Raw genomic sequence first — 21,413 nt, forward strand, 5'->3', positions numbered from 1 at the left:
ATGAAGTATATTCTTTCTTTTATCGCAGCATTGTTCCTTGTGATTTCTGAATCGCAGCTCCAGGCTCAGACATCGCAATTGAAAATGGGAGACTACACGATCACCGCCGCTGTTTCTCCAAAAAAGGAGGCGGGAGCCGTCGCTTTTGTGAGCGCGGCCTTCCCGAAAGCGGCCAAAGGGATGAAAGGGTTTGGCTTCTTTTATGCCCGGAATGAAAACGCCCTGTCCGACGTCGTCCTTGAAATTGCCGATGCGGGAACAAAGACGATCATAAAAAATATCACGGCTTCGGACCTTGCCGGAGCTTCGAAGACCGAGACGCAAAACAAAGGGGGGAGAAACGTCGCGACGTACCAATTCGGCGCCGGCGCCGACGGGTTAGAATTGCAGGTCTCTACCGAGCTGGTCAACGACGACACTGCACCTCTCGGAAAGAAAGTTGTTATCACCTACAAAGTGAGGCTTGCGAAAGATTCCCAGGTGAATGCCGTACTTCGTTTGAAGACCGACGGCAGCGCCCAGAAGGTCGGCACCGCCGGATTTTCTGCGAGCAGAATGGAAAACGGTTCCGCAACCTATCCTGCGATCATCATGACCTCCTTGAATCCTGTCAACGTCGATGTCGCTCCCCGTTCGGGGGACATTCAACAGGTCTCTGTCCAGACAATGAACGTTGCTTCGAAAGCCAAAACATGGGCGACGCTGTTTTCATTCGAGGCGGTCGGCACAACTGTGAACGATGCCGGCAAAGCTTCGGAACAAGCGGCCAGGATCGCATCGAGAATCGAGTCGAAAGAAGCGAAGCCTGACCTCGTTATCTTTAATACGGCATCTCCTATCAATACCGTTCCGGGAGATACTGTCACGTACACTATTTCCTATTGTAACATCGGCAATGCGCTGGCGCAGGACGCTGAAATTACGAATCCGGTGGCCGACGGCGTCACCCTGATCGAGAAGTCCGTAGAATCAAAGGATGCTGTGGTCACCATCGACCGTAAACCGGCAACCTCTGCCGATGCTGGCGCCCCGTCGCTGGTCCGTTGGAAGATCACAAAGAAAATCATGCCTGGAGAGGAAGGGACGCTGACAATGAAGGTCGTCGTCCGATAAGTCGATGAAAAAAGGTTCATTATATCGAGTGTTGATTGTGGAAAATCCTGTCATGAAGTCGGCACGGCTATGGCTTGCCGCGGCCGTTCTCCTTGCGTTCAGTGCCACGACTACTTTTGCATCGGGGACGCCGGCGGGGACCGTTATCACAAGCAGAGTGAAAGTGACCTACACCGACATATCCGGTGTCACCGCCGACAGCGCCTTTTCCAACTTCGTATCCGTAACGGTTGCGCAGGTCGCCGCCGTGAACGTCACGCCGCCGAACGGAGCAGTCACTACCTCCTCCGACAGCGTGAACGCCGATTATGCGCTGACAGTGACCAACTCAGGAAACGGAACGGATAAATTTGCTCTTTCGAAGATCTCGTCGAAAGGATGGACGGTTCTATTCTACAAAGACCTCAACGGCAACGGGCTTCTTGATGCCGCCGAGCTAGCAGCCGGCGCGATTGCGGCGACCGATTCTGTCAAGGAGGATTCGACATTTAAGATCATTGCAAGGGTCGTTGTTCCCAGGAATTCCGCGTTGAATAATCAGATCGACACAACGACGGCCACTGCCACGTCGCAATTCAGCAATTCGAAGAGCGCCGGCAGCATTCTGATGACAAGCGTTCACACGGTGAATTTCAGCAATATCGGAAACGGCTTGACTGTCGACAACGCAACCCCGGCTCCCGGACAGAATGTGACATACACTTTTACGTTTACAAACAACGGTTCGGTCCCGGCGACAGGTGTCAGCCTGTCCGACCTGCTTACCGGTTTTACCTTTGTCTCAGCAACAAGCTCGCAAGGGAGTTTTAATTCGACCGCTAATCCCGTTCTTTGGAGCATCGGTACCGTAAACGTCGGCGCTTCCGTGTCAGTAACGATCACGTTAAACGTCCCCCTCAGCACGACCAGCGGGACAGTACTGAATAATATCGTCAGCGCCACCTATACCGCCGGTACAAATACCTTCATCGTCTCGAGCAACGGCCGTTCAATTACGGTCGGCACGGCTTACGGCGTGTCTATCTCTCCGGACAGCGCAGCCAACTCGAAGGAACCGCAAGACTCAGTGAAATATTATTTCACCGTCAGGAACACGGGCGCACTAAAAGATGTCATCGAATTGTCGGCAGCATCGTCAGAGCCCCTCGCATGGACCTTCATCAAGGATGTCAACAACAATCACCTCCTCGACGGAGCTGACGTGCCCTTGACCAATACCAACGGGAAAGCCGGAGTTGACGTAGATTCTGTTGCCTCGGGAGACAGCGTTCACGTTTTTGCCCTTGCGATCCTTCCGATGGTTCAGTTCGATCAAACAAAAGACGTTACGACGATCACGGCGACGTCGTCCGCGAATTCATCAAAATTCCAGTCCATGGTAGCGACAACCACGACGAACATTCCGGTGTTGACGGTCGCCATTTCCGTCTCGCCGCTCCCCAGCCAGCCGCAGCCGCCGGGAGGCGTGCTGACGTACACGATCTCGTATGCAAACAACGGACACGCCGATATTGACACTTCATACACTGTTGCGGCACGAATTCCGGACAGTACATCGTACGTTCCGGGAAGCGTGAAGTTGGGGGCGCTTTCGCTCCCCGATTCAGCGGCGATCCAGAATGGTACGGTGTCGATAAAAACGGCAGGCTTAAAACAATCGACAAACGGCACGGTACAATTCAAGGTGAAAATTAAATAAGCATGATTGAGATGTTCATACCGCGACTAAAAAAATATCTAGAGGACTTTCACCGAAGCGCCCCTCTCATGATGCTCGTGCTGATCGGGCTATCGTTTGTAGCAGGGAATGTTGCGCAGGCGCAGACTGCGGGAGGAACCCAGATTTCCGTTCAGGCGGTCGGAAAATATACGTACAAAACTGTACCGTTCAATGTTGCCAGCCCCACTGTCACCGTTACGGTGGGAAGTCTGCCTAACTTCGAGATTCATTACTCGCTGAAAGACTCCAACGTCGTGTACAAAGACATCGCCAATGTATGGATCGTATTCACGAATATCGGCAATGCTTCGGCAGACACGGTAACGATCCAAAGCACGCTCCCCCCGTCGGGAACGAATGTTGTGGGCATTTCGAACAACGGCACGCTCAGCGGCAATGTGATTTCCTGGAGGGAGTTCAATGTCGCCTCGGCGAAGCGTGATTCGTTCCTGGTTCAGCTGAAAATCGACACGACAACTGCCGGGCAAGCGGTCCTTCCGATGAGTTCGATCTTGACGTGGCAGGGAAAATCGGTCGGCGCATCGCAAGACCTCATTGTCGGCAATTTCGCCAGATTGATCTTGACAAATTCGACTTCGCTGATGTATGTCGGCTCAGGGCGCCAGCTTGATTACCAGCTGCAAGTGTCGAACACGGGCAATGTTAAATCCGATTCCACGATCCTGATCGACACGATTTCATCGAACGGCACATATGCCGGCGCGAGCATCACGCCGACCAGCATCAGCGCGAACAAGAGGGTAGTACAATGGAACCTTGGAACGCTTCCGGCGGTGACAGGAGCGCAAAATATTCGTTTGACAGTTCAAGTCGCCCCCAATCTTGCTATGAGTTTACTGAAGAACGATGCGAACGTTCACTCAACGGCCGTTGCTTCGGTAACGGCTCCTGAAGTCGTTACGACGATCGTTCCAGTCCGTCCAGCCGCGATGAATTTGACGTTGTCGGAAAAGAATGTTTGGGGGAGTGCAAACCGTGACAGTTCCGATATCGTCGCCGCGGTTTCCGATTCGCTTGGCAACCCGATCCCGGACGGCATCCCGGTCACGTTCACCACGACGCTCGGTTTTTTTGACAATGGCACTAGATCGATAACAGCAGTTACCAGCGGAGGAAGCGCCAGCACGTATCTTGTTTCCGAAGATGTCAACAATGTTGTGAAGCACGGCGTCATTACCGCCATTGCCGGGGTGGTTCAGTCGGGCACGCTGAGCGGGACGATCCCGGTCACGATGTATCCCGGGGCAGTGACAGGCATCGTTCGCGCCTATACTCGCGTAGGATCGGGCATGCAGCAGCTTCCTTATAAAGGAGCGATCGCCGAAGTCTTCGACAATGTCCCCCAATTGGTGGGAAGCGACACCACAGGGAGCGACGGAGTGTTCTTTATTCCTTTGAATAAGGAAGTGATGATGTACACGCTCAAGATCTTTGTCATCGATGAGTTCGGAGACACCTTGTCCGCGTCATCCGGCATGTCGTCCGATACGCTGTTTGACCGCAAGGCAGTGAAGATCCTGAACACTATTGCTGGAAGGCTCCAGTATTCGAACGTCAATTCGCCGATCTCCGTTCAAGGGGTCGATGTCTTTCTTGATTCACTGTCGGCTTCCTCCTCCGGCAGGCCGGGAACGAAGAAAGTTCAGGGTATCTCATCGCCGTTCGTTTACAGCCGCATCCGGTCGACAACAACCGATGCTCTTGGAAGATTTAAATTCGAAAATCTTGAGCCGGCTGTTTATCAGGTGAGCGTAGATACTGTGAGATTTCCGAATTATTCGGGCACGACGGTCATTTACGACACTTCAGGGGGGACGTTCACCATCAATCTCAATATTCTTGTCCGACCGACGGTGACCGTGGCGCTTTCAGTGTCAACGCAGCCGACCGCTCCCGCCGGTGATACAATCAGGTATGTCATCAGGTATCAAAACCTCGGCAACATCTTCCACTCCAACGTGGTACTCACCGATACGCTGCCGAAGTATACGTCATTGATCTCTGGCGTGAAGGGACCTTTCAAGACGCTCTCATACGATACGACACAGCGGATCGTCAAATGGACGATGGACAGCCTTGCCGTTGGAACATCGGACTCGGTCTCGCTGAATGTGTCGATCGCAAAGAACGTCCCCGACAGCACGGTCATCATGAACCGTCCCTGGTTCAGCTCAAACCAGATAACGGGGCAAAGCAGCCAGGCCCTGACTGTGGTTCATTCGGCTCCGCTTATGTCGATGCAGAACTTCGTCCTTCAGAACAAGGACAGCGTTGTTGCGGGGGACAGCGTTCAATTTGAGATTTGGTACCGCAATGCGGGGACGGATTCTCTTCGTTCGGTCAAGATCGTCGATTCCGTTTTTAATGCAGGCCGAAGCGTTCTGCGCTATAATCACTGGACTGCAAATAGACCGGGAAATGATACGACGGTGGTTGACAGCGTTATTGTCTGGAACGTCGGCAGCATTCCCCCAGGAAAGGTCGATTCACTCATTCTTTCCCTGCGTACCGATTACACCCTTCCAACAGGGAAGAAGATCCAAACATCGGCGTCCATTTTAAAGAACGGAGTCACGGTAACCAGCGCGTCTGCTTCGGTCGTTCTCAAGGTCAACACGCAATTTTCCACCTATCTTCAGGTCCTGAAGTCCGCCGACAAAACCGTCGCGGAGATCGGTGATGTGGTCACGTATCAGGTCGCGATCACGAACAACAGTCCAACCCTTATGAAGGGGCTGACCATCATCGATCAGCTGCCTCACGCGTTCAAGTATTACGCCAGGTCGGCGAGATACAACGGCGTTCCTGTTGAACCCCAGGCCTTGTCGAACAATACCATTCTGCAGTGGACGCTTGCATCTGCCTCTCGCGATACGTTGAAAGCCGGCGCAACCTCGATCCTTGTCTATCAGTTGGTGCTCGGAGCGGATGCGATGGAAAGCCAGGGGCTGAACACGGTGTATGCGACTGCCAAAGACACTGTCGGGACGATCTTTGTCGCGGCCCCTTCGCAAAAACAGATCACCGTCCAGCCGGGAGTCTTTACGGAAAAAGGCCTGATCATTGGGAAGGTCTTTTATGATGATGACCGAGATTCATACCAAAGCGAAGGGGAAGCCGGTATCAAGGGAGTCGAGCTGTGGATGGAGGATGGAACGCGGGTTGTGACGGGCGATGACGGCAAATTCTCTCTTCCGGAGGTTAAACCCGGGCAGCACGTGCTGCGCGTCAATGAACGTTCGCTCCCCCCAAGAACGGAACTGCTGAAAGGCGGACGGGACTTTGCCGGCGATGCCAGCTCGCGGTTTGTGCGTGTGACCGAAAGCGGGATCGCTCGTGCAAACTTTTTTGTAAAACGGGTCCTGAAGGATAGCATCAGACAGAAGGTCGGGAAAGTAGGGAAGACTGCGGCCTTGCGGAGCGGCTCACCGCGGAATCTCTATATGCGCAGCGGTGAAGCGGGAGGCAAATCAAACCTCGTTCAATTCAGCGTCCATATCAATTATTCGGGCGGCACGTGGCTGCAGCGGATACAGGTGTTCGACGATCTTCCCGCCGGATTCAGCTATGTTGAGGGATCAGCCGCGTTCAACGGGAGAAAAGTCTCTCCGGCCGTATCCGGTAATCATCTGACGTGGACGTTGGGAAGAGGCTCCTCGCTGTTTGATGGTACGCTTCAATACAGTGTCGAGGTCGCGCGGTCGGGCGCTCAACAATCCAGCCTCGAATCCCGTTCGCTCGTGGAATTGATGACCTCGGACAGCGTGATGATCCAAACCGACACGCTCAAAACGCTGACCAAAGTTGAAAGGATCCCGTTTGTCGAATCGTCATACCCCATCGAGTCGTTAATGTTCGCCCCCGGAGAATCGGCGCTGCGGAAAGACGCATTGAAGATTTTCCAGCCGATCATCAACATCATCAAGAAATATCACTTTGCCGATATCATCGTCGTGGGATATCCCGACATGCCGGTCAAACAGGGGACGGTAGTCTCGGGCTTGCAGAAACTTGCCGAAGAGCGGGCGAGCGTGGCGGTCGATTTTCTGTCCAGACGGATCAAGCTTGACTCGATTCGCATTACTCCGTGCAGCGTCTTCCGCTGTGATACGAGCAAGGATCCGATGACAGCGATGAAAGAACATTCGAGAGGGACAACGAAACCGCACGACCTGGAGATCCGCGTGCAGAATTATTTTACCAACGGACTCGTGCTGCGCGACACCGGATCAAGCCAGTCTCAGATCTCGCTCGTGACGACCCTTCCGCATTCGGAAAGAGATTTCAGCGATTCGGTCTACGTGGTCCCCGGGGACGATCTTGTCTTTAAGTACGATCTTTTTTCGAACCCATCGGCCGCGCTGATGGACGCAAGGATCGTCGATTCAACTGCGAAAGATTTCTCCTTTACGAGCGGGGCGTTTACCCTGAACCAGATTCCGATCATTTCGGGTGCGCAGTTCAACGGCGTCTATTCTTCGTCTGTAACACAGCTGATCAAAAAAGGGAAGAATGTAATGGAATTTGCGGTCAGCGTCCCGTTCGACGAGCAAAACGTCCGCCTCAGTCATAGCCTTTATTACCGGAGAATGAATGCGTTCGGCGAAACATCCGTCGAACGCTCAAATGTGGTCACCCTCTACGTAAAAGGCATCAATCTTTCGTTGCTTGAAAATGCTGTGAAACGAGAAAGAGAATTGGCTGGAAAAGAGGGAACGCCCAAGGCAACGACCGCTAACTAGCGTTGGGCTTTTCATTGACCATTCTTTCTGATGAGAGAGCTGTGGTCAGAGATCCTTCTGCTCGCAAAAGTTGCCCCACGCCCTATGGGTGAAACTGTAGTGCGATCCTCGAACCCGTGGTTCCCGGCCCGGGACCTCCTGCTCTCCCCGTTTTCATTGGCTCGAAAAGAACGGAATAAAATCTTTGCCGAGACTGTCTAATTAGTTGGAAAATGACCTGAAAAAGAAGCCTGACGAAGAGCTGCTGCAACGCTCGCGCAAAGGCGATGCCGGCGCGTTCAAGGAACTGGTGAGGCGTTACGAGGCGAAAGTCGCGGCAACAGTGATAGGCATGGTCGGGCGGAATGACGAGGCGGATGATATCGGGCAGGAGACGTTTATCCGGTTCTACAATGCCCTCAACAGCTTTCGAGGCGATTCTTCGATAGGCACCTACATCACCCGCATTGCAATGAACTTGTCGTTGAACGCGCTGCGGCGGCGCGAACGGCGAAGGTTTCTGTTTAAGAGCATTGATACTGAAAACGAATTACAGGAGCCGGCCGCTGAGAACGGGGCCGGCCGTTTTGAACAAAGTGAAATTCTCCGCTCGGCGATGCAGCGGCTTTCTCCGAAGTATCGCGCTGTCGTCACGCTGCGGCTGGCGCAGGGATATTCGACTGAGGAAACGGCCCGCATGCTGCGGATTCCCGTCGGCACGGTGCTCTCACGTTTACAGCGGGCGCAGAAGAAGTTACAAACCCTTTTACGGGCATATAAGGAGGATTTTTGATGGACCCAAATCTCTACAATTTGCTCCTTCGTTCGTTCGATTCAAAGCTTCGCGAATCGGACCAACGCCGTCTCGATGACGGTCTTGCTTCGTCGGAAGACCTCCGTCGGGCGAGAAATGACATTGCCACGCTTCGCCGCCGGCTGGGGGAAATGAAAGAACCCTCGTTCAAACCGTTCTTTGCAGAACGGGTTGTGCAACGTCTCGGCCGAGTTGAATCGTCGTTGATGGAACAGTATCTCTCGGTGTTCCGCAGCGTGGCGATCGGAGCCGCCGTCCTTGTGATCATTTGCGGCGCCTATAACATCAGCAGGGACAATTCCGTCTCATTCGACTCTGCCCTCGGGTTTCCGCATCAAACGCTTGAACAAATCCTCGCCTTGGAGCCGCCGCTCGAATGACCGCCAAACTCAAAGTGACGGGGATTATTGTCGCGACGTTGATCATCGGGATCGTTCTCGGCTTTGTCGGCCGCGGCGCGTTGATGAAACATCATCGGAGAAAGAACGATGCGGTTGAACGGACTGAATTTTTCCTTTCCCGAGTCGGCGAAATTGTCCAGCCGGACTCCGCGCAAAAGCCAAAGGTGCAGGAAATTGCAAAGCGCACGGCTCAAAGGATCGAAATTCTCTTCGACCATCATCAGGCCGAAATGGCCGTGATCGTCGATTCGATGAAACGCGAGCTTGCCGGCGTTCTCCGCCCAGAACAGGAACAACGGCTGGAGCGGGAGCTCACGATGACGCAGCCGGGCGACAGCACGCATGAAAAGCTAGGAGTCTCGATGGCCTTTTCGTACGAGTATGCCGAATGGCTGCAGCGCGAACTGAACCTCGACAGCACGCAGACGGAAAACCTGCTGCTGTTGATCCGCTCGTCGCACGACAAAATTATGAAGGAGGCAAGACCGGGGATGGAAAACTCGCCGGCGGCGCGGAAACGGCGTGAAGAATTCCTCGAAGAGACGAACAAAAAAATTGAATCACTGCTGAACGAAAAGCAGAAAGAGCAATTCCGTCAGCTGCAGCACGAACGGGACCGGTTCGTCGAGCACGAGTTGCGGGAAGAAGAAGATTAACTGCGGCAGGAAGCTGCAAGGGGAAAGATGGAGCGTTTCTTTAGGCGAGAAGCTGGATCAGCCCCTTGCTTTTTTCAAAATCCCCAATTAATTCTTGACCGACCTCGCCCGGAGCCCTCTGACCAAAGGAGGGCTCTGCGGCCTTCAGGATATTCCAACATGCATCATCCTCGATTGAAAATCCCTCCGGTTGTTCATTGATTCCGTGTCCCCACTGCTCGCACAAAAGGTCAGCAAATCGGACAACCGCGGTCAGTACAGGGTCGACTGTTGCTTCCGCGGCTTCGTGGTGGGATTGCATCACCTCGACAAATTCTGGGGGAATCGCCCATTTTGTCCCTAAATGCCCCCCGATCTCCGTGTGCGAGATGGCGAGCGTTTGCCTCTCAGCTTCAACGTCGCGCATTCCCAGCTCCTTGATCATCGAGCGGGTCACGCTGAGCGAATCCGGAAAATATTGGATCAGCACGAGCTTCCCCATGTCGTGAAGAAGGCCTGCCGTGAATTCCTTTTCCCCGGTTTTGAACTTGAAGCGTGAAGCGATGACCCTGGCCAATGCCGCTGTTGAGATCGAGTGCTTCCAGAGAGATTCGAGATTTCCCCACTGCTGCATGTTCAGAAAGATCAACCGCTGTTTCATATGATACGCTAAAAGCAGGCGGCTTGTCTCGTCCAGCCCGACCAGGGCGATAGCGCTCGTAACGTTCTTCACATATCCGCGAATTCCATAGTACGGCGCATTGGCTGCACGTAAGATGTTGGCGGTGAGCGCGGGGTCGGCTTCGATGAGGCGTGTGATCTTTCCCGTGGACACATCATCCTTGCTGAGCGCCGTCAGAATTTCCGTGATGACCGCCGGAAAGGGAACGATCTCGTTGATTTCATCTATTTCTGTACGGATGTCCCGCATAAACGGATTTCCGATGTAGGATTGAACATTGACCGAGTAAATGTATGAGGAATAGGGAGAATAATCAAGAAACAAATGCACCGATCAAGGGATCCGTTTTACGATCAGATGTTCGCTTACGCGGTTGTTCTCCGAACCGTTGACTATTCTGTGAAATAATTACATATTTCGCCGCTTTATAATTATCCGGTGAAAGTGAATCATGGGAAACATATGGAACAGAAATTAACTCTTACCTCTCTCGCAAAGCTGATCGATCATTCGCTCCTTCACCCGACGATGACGGATGCGGAGATCGCATCGGGCTGCAAGACGGCGGCGAAATACCATGTTGCAACAGTGTGCATCAAGCCATACGCGATCGAACAATGCAGAAAGCTGCTCGAGGGAAGCGGCGTGGGCATCTGCTCTGTCGTGACATTTCCCCACGGAAACAGCACAACTGCGATGAAGGTCGCTGAAACGAAGGAAGCGCTAGCTCTCGGGGCGACGGAAATCGATATGGTTGTCAACATCGGGAAAGTGCTGGGAGGCGATTGGAGTTATGTTTCTGAGGAGATCAAAGAAGTTAACGATACGGTGGTACAAGGGAAGGCTCTTCTCAAAGTGATTTTCGAGAATGATTATCTGAAGGATGAGCATATCATTAGACTCTGCGAGATATGCTCGGTGCATGATGTTGCATTCATAAAAACATCGACGGGATACGGGTTTGTGAAACAGCCGAATGGAATGTATGCATACAAAGGAGCCGTCGACCGTCATCTGAAGCTCATGAGAGAAACAAGTGCCGCCGGCGTTCAGGTAAAAGCAGCCGGGGGAGTTCGGACTCTTGACGATGTCCTTCGGGTCCGCTCGCTCGGCGTTACCCGTATCGGAGCCACTGCCACAGCGGAAATAATGGAAGAAGCCAGGAAGCGGGGAATACCATAAACTTGAAATCACGACGATGAAACATCCGCTGCTACTATTGATTTTCCTTTCATCTTTGTCTTTGATCGCGCAGGTCGAGTATGATCACGGAAAGCTTAAGGTCTCTTCCGGCGGTCATTATCTGCAGTGCGAAGACGGCACCCCCTTTTTTTGGCTGGGCGATACCGGATGGGAATTGTTTCACAGGCTCACACGAGAAGAGGCCGTCTTTTACCTGCAAACGAGAAAAGAACAAGGGTTCAATGTCATTCAAGCAGTGCTGCTGTCTGAGTTCGACGGTTTGAACACTCCCAACGCCTACGGAATGACGCCGCTCTTTAACAATGATCCCATGCGCCTGAATCTTGACACCACACGGCCGAATGGATATGGCTATTGGGACCACGTCGACTTCATTATCAACAAAGCCGCTGAACTCGGAATGTATATTGCTCTCCTTCCGTGTTGGGGAGAATACGTCATCCCTCGCGAAGGGCGAGCGATCATTAACACCGAAATTCAAGCCTACGCGTACGGCAACCTTGTCGGAAAGCGCTACAGTCGTCAGAAGAATATCATCTGGGTGCTCGGCGGAGATCGATTGCCGGACGAACGCGCCAACGGGATAGCGCTCGAACGGGCGTTGGCGAAGGGAATCGCGGATGGCGTGAACGGCGTCAATGACATCAACGGCACGACGGATTATTCCACGACGCTCATGACGTACCACTGTTTTGCTTCATCATCCATATGGTTTCAAAACGATCCATGGCTCGACATCAATATGTGGTCCTCTTTTCATTCCGACTACAGCATCACGCGTGCATTTGAACAATCGTACGCCGACTGGACGCTGCCCAACCCAAAACCGGAACTGAACGGGGAGCCTGCTTATGAGGAGCACCCTGTGAATTGGCTTGACCACAACGGTGAGTTCAACGCATACGATGTTCGTCAGATCGCGTACTGGTCCGTTTTTGCAGGCGCCTGCGGACACACCTATGGCTGCAATGCCGTATGGCAATTCTATGATTCGACGAGAGATCGGATAAATTTTGTACACACCCCATGGAGGCAGGCATTGAAGGATGAGGGGGCCTCGCAGCTAAAATTCTTAAAGGCCCTGATCGAATCGAGACCAATGCTCGAAAGAGTTCCCGACCAATCGCTCATTGTGAAAGGAGAAGGGGAGGGCTCCAACCATTGCGTCGGCACCAGAGGTCGCTCGTACTTCTTCGTGTATGTCCCGACCGGCTACACTCTAACGGTTCGTTTGGGAAGGATTTCGGGGGACTCAATTACGGCATGGTGGTTCAATCCAAGAAACGGTGAATCGACTGAAATCGGACAATACAAAAATTCCGGCGAAATTGAATTTACTCCGCCGGGCATCTCGAAAGAATTGCAATGGCTGAGAACCGGTCGGGGGTGCGATTGGATTTTAGTCGGGGACGATGTGAAGGCCGCCTTTGGAAAACCGGGGAATTTGCAGTAACAGTCTTGACAAACGCCTCGCGGCGCCGGTTCGCTTGACAGAATCGAAAATGAACTACGGAGTTGCCTTAAAGGGGGAGCCGAGGAATTTCTTGATGTGGCCGACGAACTCGCCGGCTCTTACAGGTTTCGTAAGGTATAGATCGGCTCCCGACGTTTTTGCTTCTTCTTTATCCGACTGACTCTGAAGGGCGCTCACCACGATGACCGGCGTTTTCTTCGTTCCTTCGTAACTCCTGATCTTTCGGCACATTTCGAACCCGTTCATGTCAGGCATAACGAGATCCACGACGATCAGGTCAGGGATTATCTCGCGGATTTTCTGCATTGCTTCCTGTCCGTTCGAAGCCGTCATCACGTCGTACCCCGCAAGGACAATGTCATGCTGCAAGACGGCTCTGGTCAGGCGCTCGTCATCCACGATCAGAATCTTCTTGCGTTGTTCTGTCTTCATCGAACGGTAAAAGAGGTTGTCGGTATTGCGCGAACATTGTGTTGCTGCACTTCAAAATGTATGGGGTTTCAATTGGAATGTCAACAGATTTAGCCTGGCAGCTGTTGTTACGATCTTAGATTCGAGCGATTGCCAAGGAGTTGATCGCTCCTCATCGGTGATTGAAGGCATCTATTTCTCGATGTCTTCACGCGAAAGACAAATGAGCGGCTCCGCCGCCCTGAGTGAGGGTGGGAGGGGGGATACAAATTCTAAGACAGTAATATTGCCCGTCTATTCCTTCCCGAATCCAACCTGATCTAAAAACAAATACCTTCCCCGATCGTAATCCGGAGTAACTTCGGGTTTCGGTTTAAGATGGATAATCCGGTAGTCGTCCTTTGTATACGCCGGCCACGTGGGCAGTCCCGGGCCGTTCGGGTCCCCGGATTTCGCAAAATTTGTCCAATAAGAAGACATGAGCTCGGAAACCTGATGGTCTTCGTCCCTCCACGTGAGATTCTTCGATGAAAGTACTCTGAAGACATATTCAATTTCCCATGCATGCGCTGCCCGGGGTTCGGATCCCGAAGCCGCACCGGCAGGAAGCGGCAGCGTTTGCTCGAACTTGTACCGGTACACCGGACTGCCGCCGGTGTTGAGGTGCGTTTCGATCCATTTCCAGGTAGAGTAACCAGTGGATTTATCCCCCATAAAATCCTGTGCCGCCCGCTTCGTTTGTGAATCCGTGACAGCCGGGTAAAGTTTGAGGAAAGTCTTCGCGTTTGTACCAAAGAGAGTGTCTGCATGCGCCGCATAATTCCCTACGGTCGGAGCGTCCTGCCCGAAATACGATCCATAGCTCCCTTCGTCCAGATTCCATCCGGCAAGGAGTGCAACATGGCTCTGACGTCCGGCTGCATAGATTGAAACGCAATCCTCCGGCAGGAAATAACCGTCAACGTCCGCCCTAAAGTTCTTTCTCGGGATTTTAAGAGCGGCGTCCAGTATCTGCTGTGCAGGGAGCGCCCGAAGTTGCGCAAGAGAGGATGTTCTGAATGCACCCTGCGTGAACGCCACTCCCGCTGTTTCAGCCTCTGCACGGGACCGCATCGGATTGAAGTGGTTGAAAAAAGCTCCGCTCTCCCCGATGGCGCGTTTGAAAAGCCCCTTTGCCAGGGGTGATGCGATCAAAGCGCAGACCGACGACGAGCCTGCAGACTCGCCGAAGATCGTTACATTGTCGGGATCGCCACCGAAGGCTGCAATATTTTTTCGAACCCATTGGAGAGCGGCCACCTGATCGAGCAATCCATAGTTGCCGGATGCATTATGCACCGATTCCTTTGCCAATTCCGGGAGTGCGAGGAATCCGAACACGCCAAGACGATAGTTGAAGCTGACCACCAATACACCTTTCTTGCACAGATTGCCTCCGTCCTGGCGCGGCTCGGAAGAAGAGCCTGCCGCAAATCCTCCCCCGTGAATCCATACCATCACTGGCAGTCTCTGGTGCGGATAATTTTCGGGGAGCCACAGATTCAGATAGAGACAGTCTTCGCTTGGCCCGTCATCGTGGAAGATCATATCATCCCAAATATGTCCTTGCATGGCCCGCTTCTGGTAGTTGACCGCTTTGAGCACCCCCTGCCAGGGTATCGGAGGCTGCGGTGGCTTCCACCGGAGCGAGTCGACCGGAGGGGCGGCATACGGAATACCTTTGAACGTACGGACCTTTCCGTCGGCACTGACGACTCCTTCGACAATGCCGTCGGAGATGCGCGTCTGCACGTGGCGCAATTCCTGGCTATATAAATAATTCACGGTAATTAGAATAAGAAGAACTAAATATTCCGTACGGCGAACGATCTTCATAAGTTTTCCTTTGATGCATTGTTCTGCACAGCGTTGTTAAAATCCCGTTGCGAAAGCTTATACAGAACATGACGTCTGAGCGGATGTCCAGGTTCAACATTCGGGTGGTCAAATTCACTGTCGAACGACATGCCGATCTTTTCCATAACGCGAATCGACCTTTTGTTGATCACGGAAGTAAAAGAAACAATTTCTTTTAAGTCGAGAACAGAGAAAGCATGTACGAGGCAGGCCTTTGCTCCTTCTGTGGCAAGACCCCGATTCCAATATCGTTGGTCCAATCGCCATCCGATTTCAACGCAAGGCGTAAAGTATGACGAAAACGACGGACGATTGAGACCGATGAATCCGATAAACTGGTTCGACATCTTTTCTACCGCCGCGTAAAGACCGAAGCCGTTCTGCGCAATGAACGTTGTTATCCTCTCATAAAGCTCCTCGGTCTCACGTTCGGCCAGCGTGTTGGGGAAGAACTCCATGACTTCAGGGCTGCTGTTCAATAATGAAAAGGGGAGAAGGTCCGATTCCAGCCATGTTCTAAGAATAAGGCGCTCTGTCTCGACAATGATCAATCAGACGTTCCCTGTAAAAGATGAGTGCGGCGGCGCGGGGTCCGGTTCGCGGGCATAGAGATATTGCATGCCCGGGGCATTGTGCGGCCTGGAAACAAATCCATGCTTTTCGTAAAAACCATGCTTGTCCGCAGCAGCGAACAGCTGAATGTCCCTGATCCTGTTCGATTTGCATTTTTCAGTCAGTCCATCCAGAATAAAGGATCCGATCCCCTTGTTTTGATATTGAGGGCGAACGATGATGTCGACAATGAGGGCATGATGAACACCGTCGGATATGATCCTGCCGAATCCGACGAGGGTTCCTGAATCGTAAATAGACAAACGATACCAGCTGTGAGCGATTGCAATGCCCAGGTCGGCTTTTGTAAAGCTATACTCGTCGTTCCAACCGGTTGTTTGAAATAGATCCCAGTAATCATCAATAAGAGGAAGCTCCTCGCTGGTTTTGAACGAAGCAGGCCGTTGATCCTTCATCGCATTCTCGCGGATTTGGCGTTTCGGAAAAGATGGACAGAGATGATTCAGTGGGCACGGCTGATCCACAATAACACCGTGACGAAGCTAAACTAAAATAAATCGGGGGAAAATGCAACCGATGCCGTCAACGGGTAGCGCTACAGTTTTCCTCATTCCTCATCTCCGATCGGGAACGGAGTAAATATTTCAGCCAAGGCCAAGATACCGACGCTGCTCCGAACTGAGTTTGGGAGCGAGTGGGGGAATGCTCATCCTGTATAACCACCCAGCAATCTATTCATTTGACATTCCGGCGAAATTGCTCCATATTTGCGTGGAAACTTTCCCGCGAATTGCTTCCTTTCGACGGTAAAGGTTCCGTTGCATTGACCCCGGTACAACGGGGACTCCTATGTGCAGGGAATTGTGACGCAAGAGAAATTAGAAGCCTCTGTTGGCAACGCCGGCAGAGGCTATTTTATTTTGAGCCTGTCATTCCGGCCGGGCACTCCACGGAAGCAATGCGATGGTTCACTTATGATCAACCGGGTTTTTGCTATAGTCAAAAAGGAATTAAGGCAGGTCGTTCGCGACAAACGAACTCTGGGCATTCTCGTGGTCGTTCCCGCCTTCATGATCGTCATGTTCGGCTATGCGCTGAATTTCGACGTCAAGCACACGACCCTCGCACTTTACGACGAGGAAAAGAGCTGTGAAAGCAGGGCGTTCACCGAAGAATTTCTTCATTCGGAATATTTCGATTTCAAGTACGTACTCAAGGACAAAAGTGAGATCGATGATCTGCTGGGGCGAGAACAATGCAGGATCGTCATCGTTATCCCGCGCGATTTTTCCCATCATTTGAAGGAAGGGGTTGAAGCGCCGGTTCAGTTCATCGCCGATGGGGCCAACTCGAATGCCGCCACCACCGCCATCGGATATGTCATGGCGATCACGCAGGAATACTCCACCAAGATCGTTCTGCAGTCCCTTCAACGAGAAGGAAGAACTGATATTTCCATGCCGATCGATTTTCGCCCCCGGGTGTGGTATAATCCTGAGCTTCGAAGCGCCAAATTCCTCGTTCCGGGCCTGATCGCGTTCATCCTGATGGTGACCGCAGTCGTCTCCACTTCGCTCTCCGTCGTGCGCGAAAAAGAGAGGAATACCATCGAACAAATTATCGTCTCGCAGACCCGTCCTGTCGATTTCATCCTTGGCAAGACCATCCCGTACATGATCCTTTCGTTCGCGGCATCGCTCATCATCCTTCTGGTGAGTTATCTCCTTTTTGACGTCGCAATAAAAGGGAACATAATTCTTCTTCTCGCTCTTACGCTTATCTTTCTGACCGGCTGTCTGGGGCTCGGGCTGCTTATTTCGACGCTCGCTGAAACTCAGCAGGTCGCGTTCATGCTGGCCGTGATGCTCACAATGCTCCCGACGTTTCTTCTTTCAGGATTCGTGTTCCCGATCAGAAACATGCCCGTCGTGATCCAGGCTATAACGTATCTGATCCCCGCACGATATTTCCTGGTCATTCTTAGAGGGATCATTCTCAAGGGAGTTGGATTGAGGGCGATATTCCCTGAGGTTATCATGTTGATCGTATTCGCCGCTATCGTTTTAACGGTCAGTGCTGCAAGGATGAAGAAGAGGAGCTGGTAGTCGCATGGAGACCATCCTGACCTTCATCCAAAAAGAGTTCCAGCAGCTCCGACGCGACCCGAAGATGATCGCGATCAATTTTTTTGCGCCGATTTTCCAATTGATCATCCTCGGGTACGCCGCAACGCTGGATGTGCGCGATATTCCGATGATCGTGTACGACATGGACGATTCTCCAACGAGCCGAGACTTCATCAGAAAATTCTCGGAGTCCGGCTACTTCTCGCTGGCCGGACAGGCCCTAACGTACGCCGACGTTGACCGGGCGATCGACAGCAGGGGGGCGTCCATTGCCGTCGTCATTCCCCTGAATTTCAGCAACGATCTCATTTCCGGCATTCCATCCCAGCTCCAAATTATAGCTGACGGCTCCGAAACGAACTCCGCGACGATTGGATTGAGCTATGCTTCGATGATCGTCCAGCAATATTCAGAGAACATTATCATCAAGAAATTTGAAGCGGTCAAAGGGAAAGGGGGAAGACCGGCGATGATCGATCCGCTGGTGCGTGTGTGGTATAACCCCGAACTGAAAAGCCGCAATTTCATGGTTCCGGGAGTGCTCGCGTTACTGCTCATGGTGTTGACCATGATTCTGACATCGCTCGCGATCGTAAAAGAAAATGAAGCAGGAACTATGGAACAACTGATCGTGACGCCGATAAAACCGTATCAACTCGTCATCGGAAAACTTGCGCCGTTTTTTCTGATCGGGATCGTCGATATTGTTTTCGTCCTTTTGGTCGCGACGTTGTGGTTCGGTGTACCGTTAAAAGGGAGCGCCGTGCTGATTTTCGTTTTATGCATGGTGTTTCAAATGACGACGCTGGGAGCAGGACTGTTCGTGTCCACGGTTTCGCGCACTCAACAGCAGGCAATGCTCACGTCGGTGTTTTTTGTGATCCTCCCCATGATGTTCCTTTCCGGTTTTGTCTTTCCCATCGAGAATATGCCCGCCGTCATCCGATGGTTCACTTACATTATTCCGTTGCGATATTTCTTCGTCATTATCCGAGGGGTATTTCTTAAAGGCGTCGGTCTCAGAGAATTGTGGGGCGAATCAGCTGCCCTCCTTGGATTCGGAATCATTGTTCTCACCGTGAGCATTTTGCGGTTTCAAAAAAGGATCACGAAGTAGTCTCTTCTGCACGAACCCGTTGGCGTCGCCACTGTTCTCATGGAAGAATGATGATTTTCGTCCCGTCGCGAACGCAACGCCAGATCTCTTCGATCTCAGGGTTCGTTACAGCGATACAGCCGTCAGTCCAATCGGGGAGAGGGCGTCCATCATTCGGTGCAACGAAACCGTTCGGCAATCCATGAATCATGATCATGCCTCCTGGCGATACATGGTTTTTTCGGGCTTTCGCTATATCGGCCGGATTTGGATAAGAGACATGCAGGGCAAGGTGGTACAGACTTTTGGACTTTCTCCAATCAATAAAATAACTTCCTTCCGGTGTACGGCCGTCTCCTTGTCGTTCCTTCGGGCCGAGAGGATCGCTGCCGAGGCAAATGCGGTACGTTTTTACAGTATCCCCCCCTTTCAGAAGCATCATTTTTCTGGCGCTTTTAAGGACGATGATCTCGTCAGCGCTAAATCCCTGTGGGAGAAACTTCTCGCCAACAATGGACGGAAGGTACAAAAAGAGAATCGCTGCAGAACAGAGTACGGCTAATAAGAAGCACTTTTTCATTCCAGGTTTGCGGGAGAGAATCGTTGGCAAATTGGGATATCAGCATGGGCACATTGGACGGCCCGCGGAATAAAATTCCTTCAGTCGATCAAACTTAGCGAATAGACTCCAAAGAAAAAAGTGCAAAACAGGCTGCCCCATGAATTCGTCGACGAGCTTATTATCTTGAGAAGTGAGTGATTGTTACGGGCAGGCCGACGAAGTTTCAGAATACTTTTTTACCCTTAGCGCCAGGAGGAGATTTGGGACGTTGCCAGCTAATGCTTTTATGGAAATTACCCCCGATGCGCGCTTGAAAGCTCGCCGCTTGCATTTTCATTCAATGCGTTATACCTTTGCAAATCGGCTTGTGCAGAGTTGGGGTCTTTGTATTGAAGTATTTAATCTGCCACTTGAACACAAAGACAACTCAGGTAATTTTCATTTACAAGGAGAGTAATTGCGCAGCGGAGTTGAACCGAGGCCGCTCGTTATAAGAGTCAATCCTATCAAAGAAGAAAGGTTGTTAATGAAGGTTTCACATTATTTGTCTCTCTCGTTTCTAATTCTGACATTCGCGTCGCAGACCTTCTCTCAAAGTGTTTATCTCGAAAAAGGTCAAAGCGGTATAGGAGTTTTAGGGGATTTCTCTTCCAATCAAAGTGCGTCAGCAACAGGAGGCTCCCTGGGATATTCTATAAATAGCATTCTCGACGTTGGACTTTCTATATCGAATATCTCACCTTTGCAAAAGTTGGACGGTCGGGAGTACTACGCTGCTGCTATCGCTTTGTCCATCACACTGACTGCCGTCAAACAAGACCCAACAAACGCTATCTCACTTGCGTTCAGCGCCGCGGACCTTAGTTACAAGTATACCTCTCCCGCATTAGACCAAAATAGCCCGACCACGGAGCCCACCGGATTTTCGATAGGAGCGTCGGTCTATCGGAATATCACAGTCTCTCCCGCAATAGAGCTCCAGCCTCAAATCGGAATTTCCTATGCAAGAGTGAACGCCGAAGTCAAAGACACTCATGGCAACCCTGTCATCCCAGGCTATAATTCGGCAGTCTTTGATGTTGGGCTTTCATTGCTGTTTCACACAGGACCAACAACTCTCATTGGCATTAGTCCATCGGTTGGGAAAGACAAGTACCATACTACGTTTGACCTGGCCGCTGGTTTTGTATTTATCCTTTAAGATCTTGCTTTTGTGGCTGATTAAGATGACTGGACCAGCCGTCGACGATTTTTCCGTAGGCGCCGGATCTGTCCGCGGACGATTTATTCCAGATTGTCGAATAAGTAATACTGGTTCACGCGTATGAACTTTGTTGAATCGATACCGTTCATCGTGGGATTCATTATGCGGGGGGAATCCGGACTATTGATGTGCCTGTTGTATTATGCCAATCAACCTGAATATTGGTTTTTGATTTGCGGGTTTGCTGTTATTGCATCGAACGTTTCTTTCCTATGCTATTATTCTCTCGGATTCTATGCGGACCGTTTTAATTCGCTTCATAAGTACGTCGAGATCTTAAAGAAACGGATACCCGCTCCGTCAATTCACGTTCCGACACCGCTCGTACTGCTCATTCTGAGGTTCTTGATCGGAGTCCGCAATCCCGCGGCCGTATTTATCGGCATAAAAAAATACTCAGTTGTACAATTTACGATATACAATTTTCTCGGCAGCATCATCTGGATACTGTCATGGTTTGGGGTCTTCTATATCCTCCGTGCTGGGACATACAATGCTCTTGTTCAATATGGAAATGTGATATACACGGCATATGGCGCATTATTGATTGTATGGATTGCCGGGTCATTCTTATTAAATGCCTTCAAAGAAAAACCATCATGATCGATTTCAGATATTCTCGCACTCTTGCGCTGCTCCCTTTCAACCCTTCACCATCTGAGGCTATTCGTTGACTTAATTCCGAAAAAGGGGTATCATTG

The 21,413-nt window shown here is 51.6% G+C and carries 19 protein-coding genes; 13 read left to right on the forward strand and 6 right to left on the reverse strand.

The window, feature by feature from the left end; genetic code table 11:
* The 6 genes from VMF88_09190 to VMF88_09215 all read left to right on the forward strand — a co-directional run bounded on the left by VMF88_09190 (position 1) and on the right by VMF88_09215 (position 9,446).
* Positions 1–1,113 carry a DUF11 domain-containing protein gene (locus VMF88_09190; GenBank protein ID HTY11232.1) on the forward strand — a complete coding sequence of 371 codons (1,113 nt, stop codon included), beginning with the start codon at positions 1–3 and terminating at the stop codon, positions 1,111–1,113.
* Positions 1,114–1,150: 37 nt separating this feature from the next.
* Positions 1,151–2,812 carry a DUF11 domain-containing protein gene (locus VMF88_09195; GenBank protein HTY11233.1) on the forward strand — a complete coding sequence of 554 codons (1,662 nt, stop codon included), beginning with the start codon at positions 1,151–1,153 and terminating at the stop codon, positions 2,810–2,812.
* Positions 2,813–2,880: 68 nt separating this feature from the next.
* On the forward strand, positions 2,881–7,596 hold the full coding sequence (locus VMF88_09200) for a hypothetical protein (GenBank protein HTY11234.1): 4,716 nt from the start codon (positions 2,881–2,883) through the stop codon (positions 7,594–7,596).
* Positions 7,597–7,801: 205 nt separating this feature from the next.
* Complete coding sequence (locus tag VMF88_09205) at positions 7,802–8,368, forward strand: RNA polymerase sigma factor (GenBank protein ID HTY11235.1); 567 nt, start codon at positions 7,802–7,804, stop codon at positions 8,366–8,368.
* A complete protein-coding gene (locus VMF88_09210) occupies positions 8,368–8,769 on the forward strand; it encodes a hypothetical protein (GenBank protein ID HTY11236.1) in 402 nt (133 codons plus the stop codon). The genes VMF88_09205 and VMF88_09210 overlap by 1 nt, the downstream gene beginning before the upstream one ends.
* Positions 8,766–9,446, forward strand: a complete 681-nt coding sequence (locus VMF88_09215; protein ID HTY11237.1) for a hypothetical protein — start codon at positions 8,766–8,768, stop codon at positions 9,444–9,446. Before VMF88_09210 ends, VMF88_09215 begins: the two co-directional genes overlap by 4 nt.
* 40 nt (positions 9,447–9,486) lie before the next feature.
* On the opposite strand, the gene VMF88_09220 is transcribed toward VMF88_09215, so the two are convergent.
* Positions 9,487–10,437 (reverse strand): HDOD domain-containing protein, encoded by a 951-nt coding sequence (locus VMF88_09220; protein HTY11238.1) that lies wholly within the window; start codon positions 10,435–10,437, stop codon positions 9,487–9,489.
* Between the two features lie 132 nt (positions 10,438–10,569).
* Between VMF88_09220 and deoC the strand changes: the two genes are divergently transcribed.
* Positions 10,570–11,289 (forward strand): deoxyribose-phosphate aldolase, encoded by a 720-nt coding sequence (deoC, locus tag VMF88_09225; protein HTY11239.1) that lies wholly within the window; start codon positions 10,570–10,572, stop codon positions 11,287–11,289.
* A 16-nt stretch (positions 11,290–11,305) separates the two neighbouring features.
* Positions 11,306–12,763 (forward strand): glycoside hydrolase family 140 protein, encoded by a 1,458-nt coding sequence (locus tag VMF88_09230; GenBank protein HTY11240.1) that lies wholly within the window; start codon positions 11,306–11,308, stop codon positions 12,761–12,763.
* A 54-nt stretch (positions 12,764–12,817) separates the two neighbouring features.
* On the opposite strand, the gene VMF88_09235 is transcribed toward VMF88_09230, so the two are convergent.
* From VMF88_09235 to VMF88_09250, 4 genes are all read right to left on the reverse strand, one after another.
* Complete coding sequence (locus VMF88_09235; protein HTY11241.1) at positions 12,818–13,216, reverse strand: response regulator; 399 nt, start codon at positions 13,214–13,216, stop codon at positions 12,818–12,820.
* A 273-nt stretch (positions 13,217–13,489) separates the two neighbouring features.
* On the reverse strand, positions 13,490–15,070 hold the full coding sequence (locus tag VMF88_09240; GenBank protein HTY11242.1) for a carboxylesterase family protein: 1,581 nt from the start codon (positions 15,068–15,070) through the stop codon (positions 13,490–13,492).
* A complete protein-coding gene (locus VMF88_09245; protein ID HTY11243.1) occupies positions 15,067–15,642 on the reverse strand; it encodes a GNAT family N-acetyltransferase in 576 nt (191 codons plus the stop codon). Before VMF88_09245 ends, VMF88_09240 begins: the two co-directional genes overlap by 4 nt.
* Positions 15,643–16,119 carry a GNAT family N-acetyltransferase gene (locus VMF88_09250; protein ID HTY11244.1) on the reverse strand — a complete coding sequence of 159 codons (477 nt, stop codon included), beginning with the start codon at positions 16,117–16,119 and terminating at the stop codon, positions 15,643–15,645. It lies immediately after the preceding gene.
* Between the two features lie 519 nt (positions 16,120–16,638).
* Here VMF88_09250 and VMF88_09255 point away from each other — a divergent pair.
* Both VMF88_09255 and VMF88_09260 read left to right on the forward strand, forming a co-directional pair.
* Entirely contained in the window at positions 16,639–17,769 is a 1,131-nt protein-coding gene (locus VMF88_09255; protein HTY11245.1) for an ABC transporter permease, read from the forward strand.
* A 4-nt stretch (positions 17,770–17,773) separates the two neighbouring features.
* A complete protein-coding gene (locus tag VMF88_09260; GenBank protein HTY11246.1) occupies positions 17,774–18,907 on the forward strand; it encodes an ABC transporter permease in 1,134 nt (377 codons plus the stop codon).
* 37 nt (positions 18,908–18,944) lie between these two features.
* Here VMF88_09260 and VMF88_09265 read toward each other — a convergent pair whose 3' ends face one another.
* Positions 18,945–19,466, reverse strand: a complete 522-nt coding sequence (locus VMF88_09265) for a L,D-transpeptidase family protein (protein ID HTY11247.1) — start codon at positions 19,464–19,466, stop codon at positions 18,945–18,947.
* Between the two features lie 250 nt (positions 19,467–19,716).
* On the opposite strand from VMF88_09265, the gene VMF88_09270 reads away from it, so the two are divergent.
* The 3 genes from VMF88_09270 to VMF88_09280 all read left to right on the forward strand — a co-directional run bounded on the left by VMF88_09270 (position 19,717) and on the right by VMF88_09280 (position 21,315).
* Positions 19,717–19,905 (forward strand): hypothetical protein, encoded by a 189-nt coding sequence (locus VMF88_09270; protein ID HTY11248.1) that lies wholly within the window; start codon positions 19,717–19,719, stop codon positions 19,903–19,905.
* On the forward strand, positions 19,906–20,649 hold the full coding sequence (locus tag VMF88_09275; protein HTY11249.1) for a hypothetical protein: 744 nt from the start codon (positions 19,906–19,908) through the stop codon (positions 20,647–20,649).
* A 123-nt stretch (positions 20,650–20,772) separates the two neighbouring features.
* A complete protein-coding gene (locus VMF88_09280; protein ID HTY11250.1) occupies positions 20,773–21,315 on the forward strand; it encodes a hypothetical protein in 543 nt (180 codons plus the stop codon).
* Positions 21,316–21,413: the final 98 nt, after the last annotated feature.

The sequence above is a fragment of the Bacteroidota bacterium genome, from assembly GCA_035506275.1.
Taxonomy (GTDB): Bacteria; Bacteroidota; Ignavibacteria; order UBA10030; family UBA8401; genus JAGVPT01.

Excerpts from the sequence above, each read along its gene's own strand:
- VMF88_09240 (HTY11242.1), bottom strand. The coding sequence starts at position 15,070 with ATGAAGATCGTTCGCCGTACGGAATATTTAGTTCTTCTTATTCTAATT.
- VMF88_09230 (HTY11240.1), top strand. The coding sequence starts at position 11,306 with ATGAAACATCCGCTGCTACTATTGATTTTCCTTTCATCTTTGTCTTTG.
- VMF88_09260 (HTY11246.1), top strand. The coding sequence starts at position 17,774 with ATGGAGACCATCCTGACCTTCATCCAAAAAGAGTTCCAGCAGCTCCGA.
- VMF88_09265 (HTY11247.1), bottom strand. The coding sequence starts at position 19,466 with ATGAAAAAGTGCTTCTTATTAGCCGTACTCTGTTCTGCAGCGATTCTC.
- VMF88_09190 (HTY11232.1), top strand. The coding sequence starts at position 1 with ATGAAGTATATTCTTTCTTTTATCGCAGCATTGTTCCTTGTGATTTCT.
- VMF88_09250 (HTY11244.1), bottom strand. The coding sequence starts at position 16,119 with ATGAAGGATCAACGGCCTGCTTCGTTCAAAACCAGCGAGGAGCTTCCT.
- VMF88_09235 (HTY11241.1), bottom strand. The coding sequence starts at position 13,216 with ATGAAGACAGAACAACGCAAGAAGATTCTGATCGTGGATGACGAGCGC.
- VMF88_09255 (HTY11245.1), top strand. The coding sequence starts at position 16,639 with ATGATCAACCGGGTTTTTGCTATAGTCAAAAAGGAATTAAGGCAGGTC.
- deoC (HTY11239.1), top strand. The coding sequence starts at position 10,570 with ATGGAACAGAAATTAACTCTTACCTCTCTCGCAAAGCTGATCGATCAT.
- VMF88_09210 (HTY11236.1), top strand. The coding sequence starts at position 8,368 with ATGGACCCAAATCTCTACAATTTGCTCCTTCGTTCGTTCGATTCAAAG.
- VMF88_09215 (HTY11237.1), top strand. The coding sequence starts at position 8,766 with ATGACCGCCAAACTCAAAGTGACGGGGATTATTGTCGCGACGTTGATC.
- VMF88_09200 (HTY11234.1), top strand. The coding sequence starts at position 2,881 with ATGATGCTCGTGCTGATCGGGCTATCGTTTGTAGCAGGGAATGTTGCG.
- VMF88_09280 (HTY11250.1), top strand. The coding sequence starts at position 20,773 with ATGAACTTTGTTGAATCGATACCGTTCATCGTGGGATTCATTATGCGG.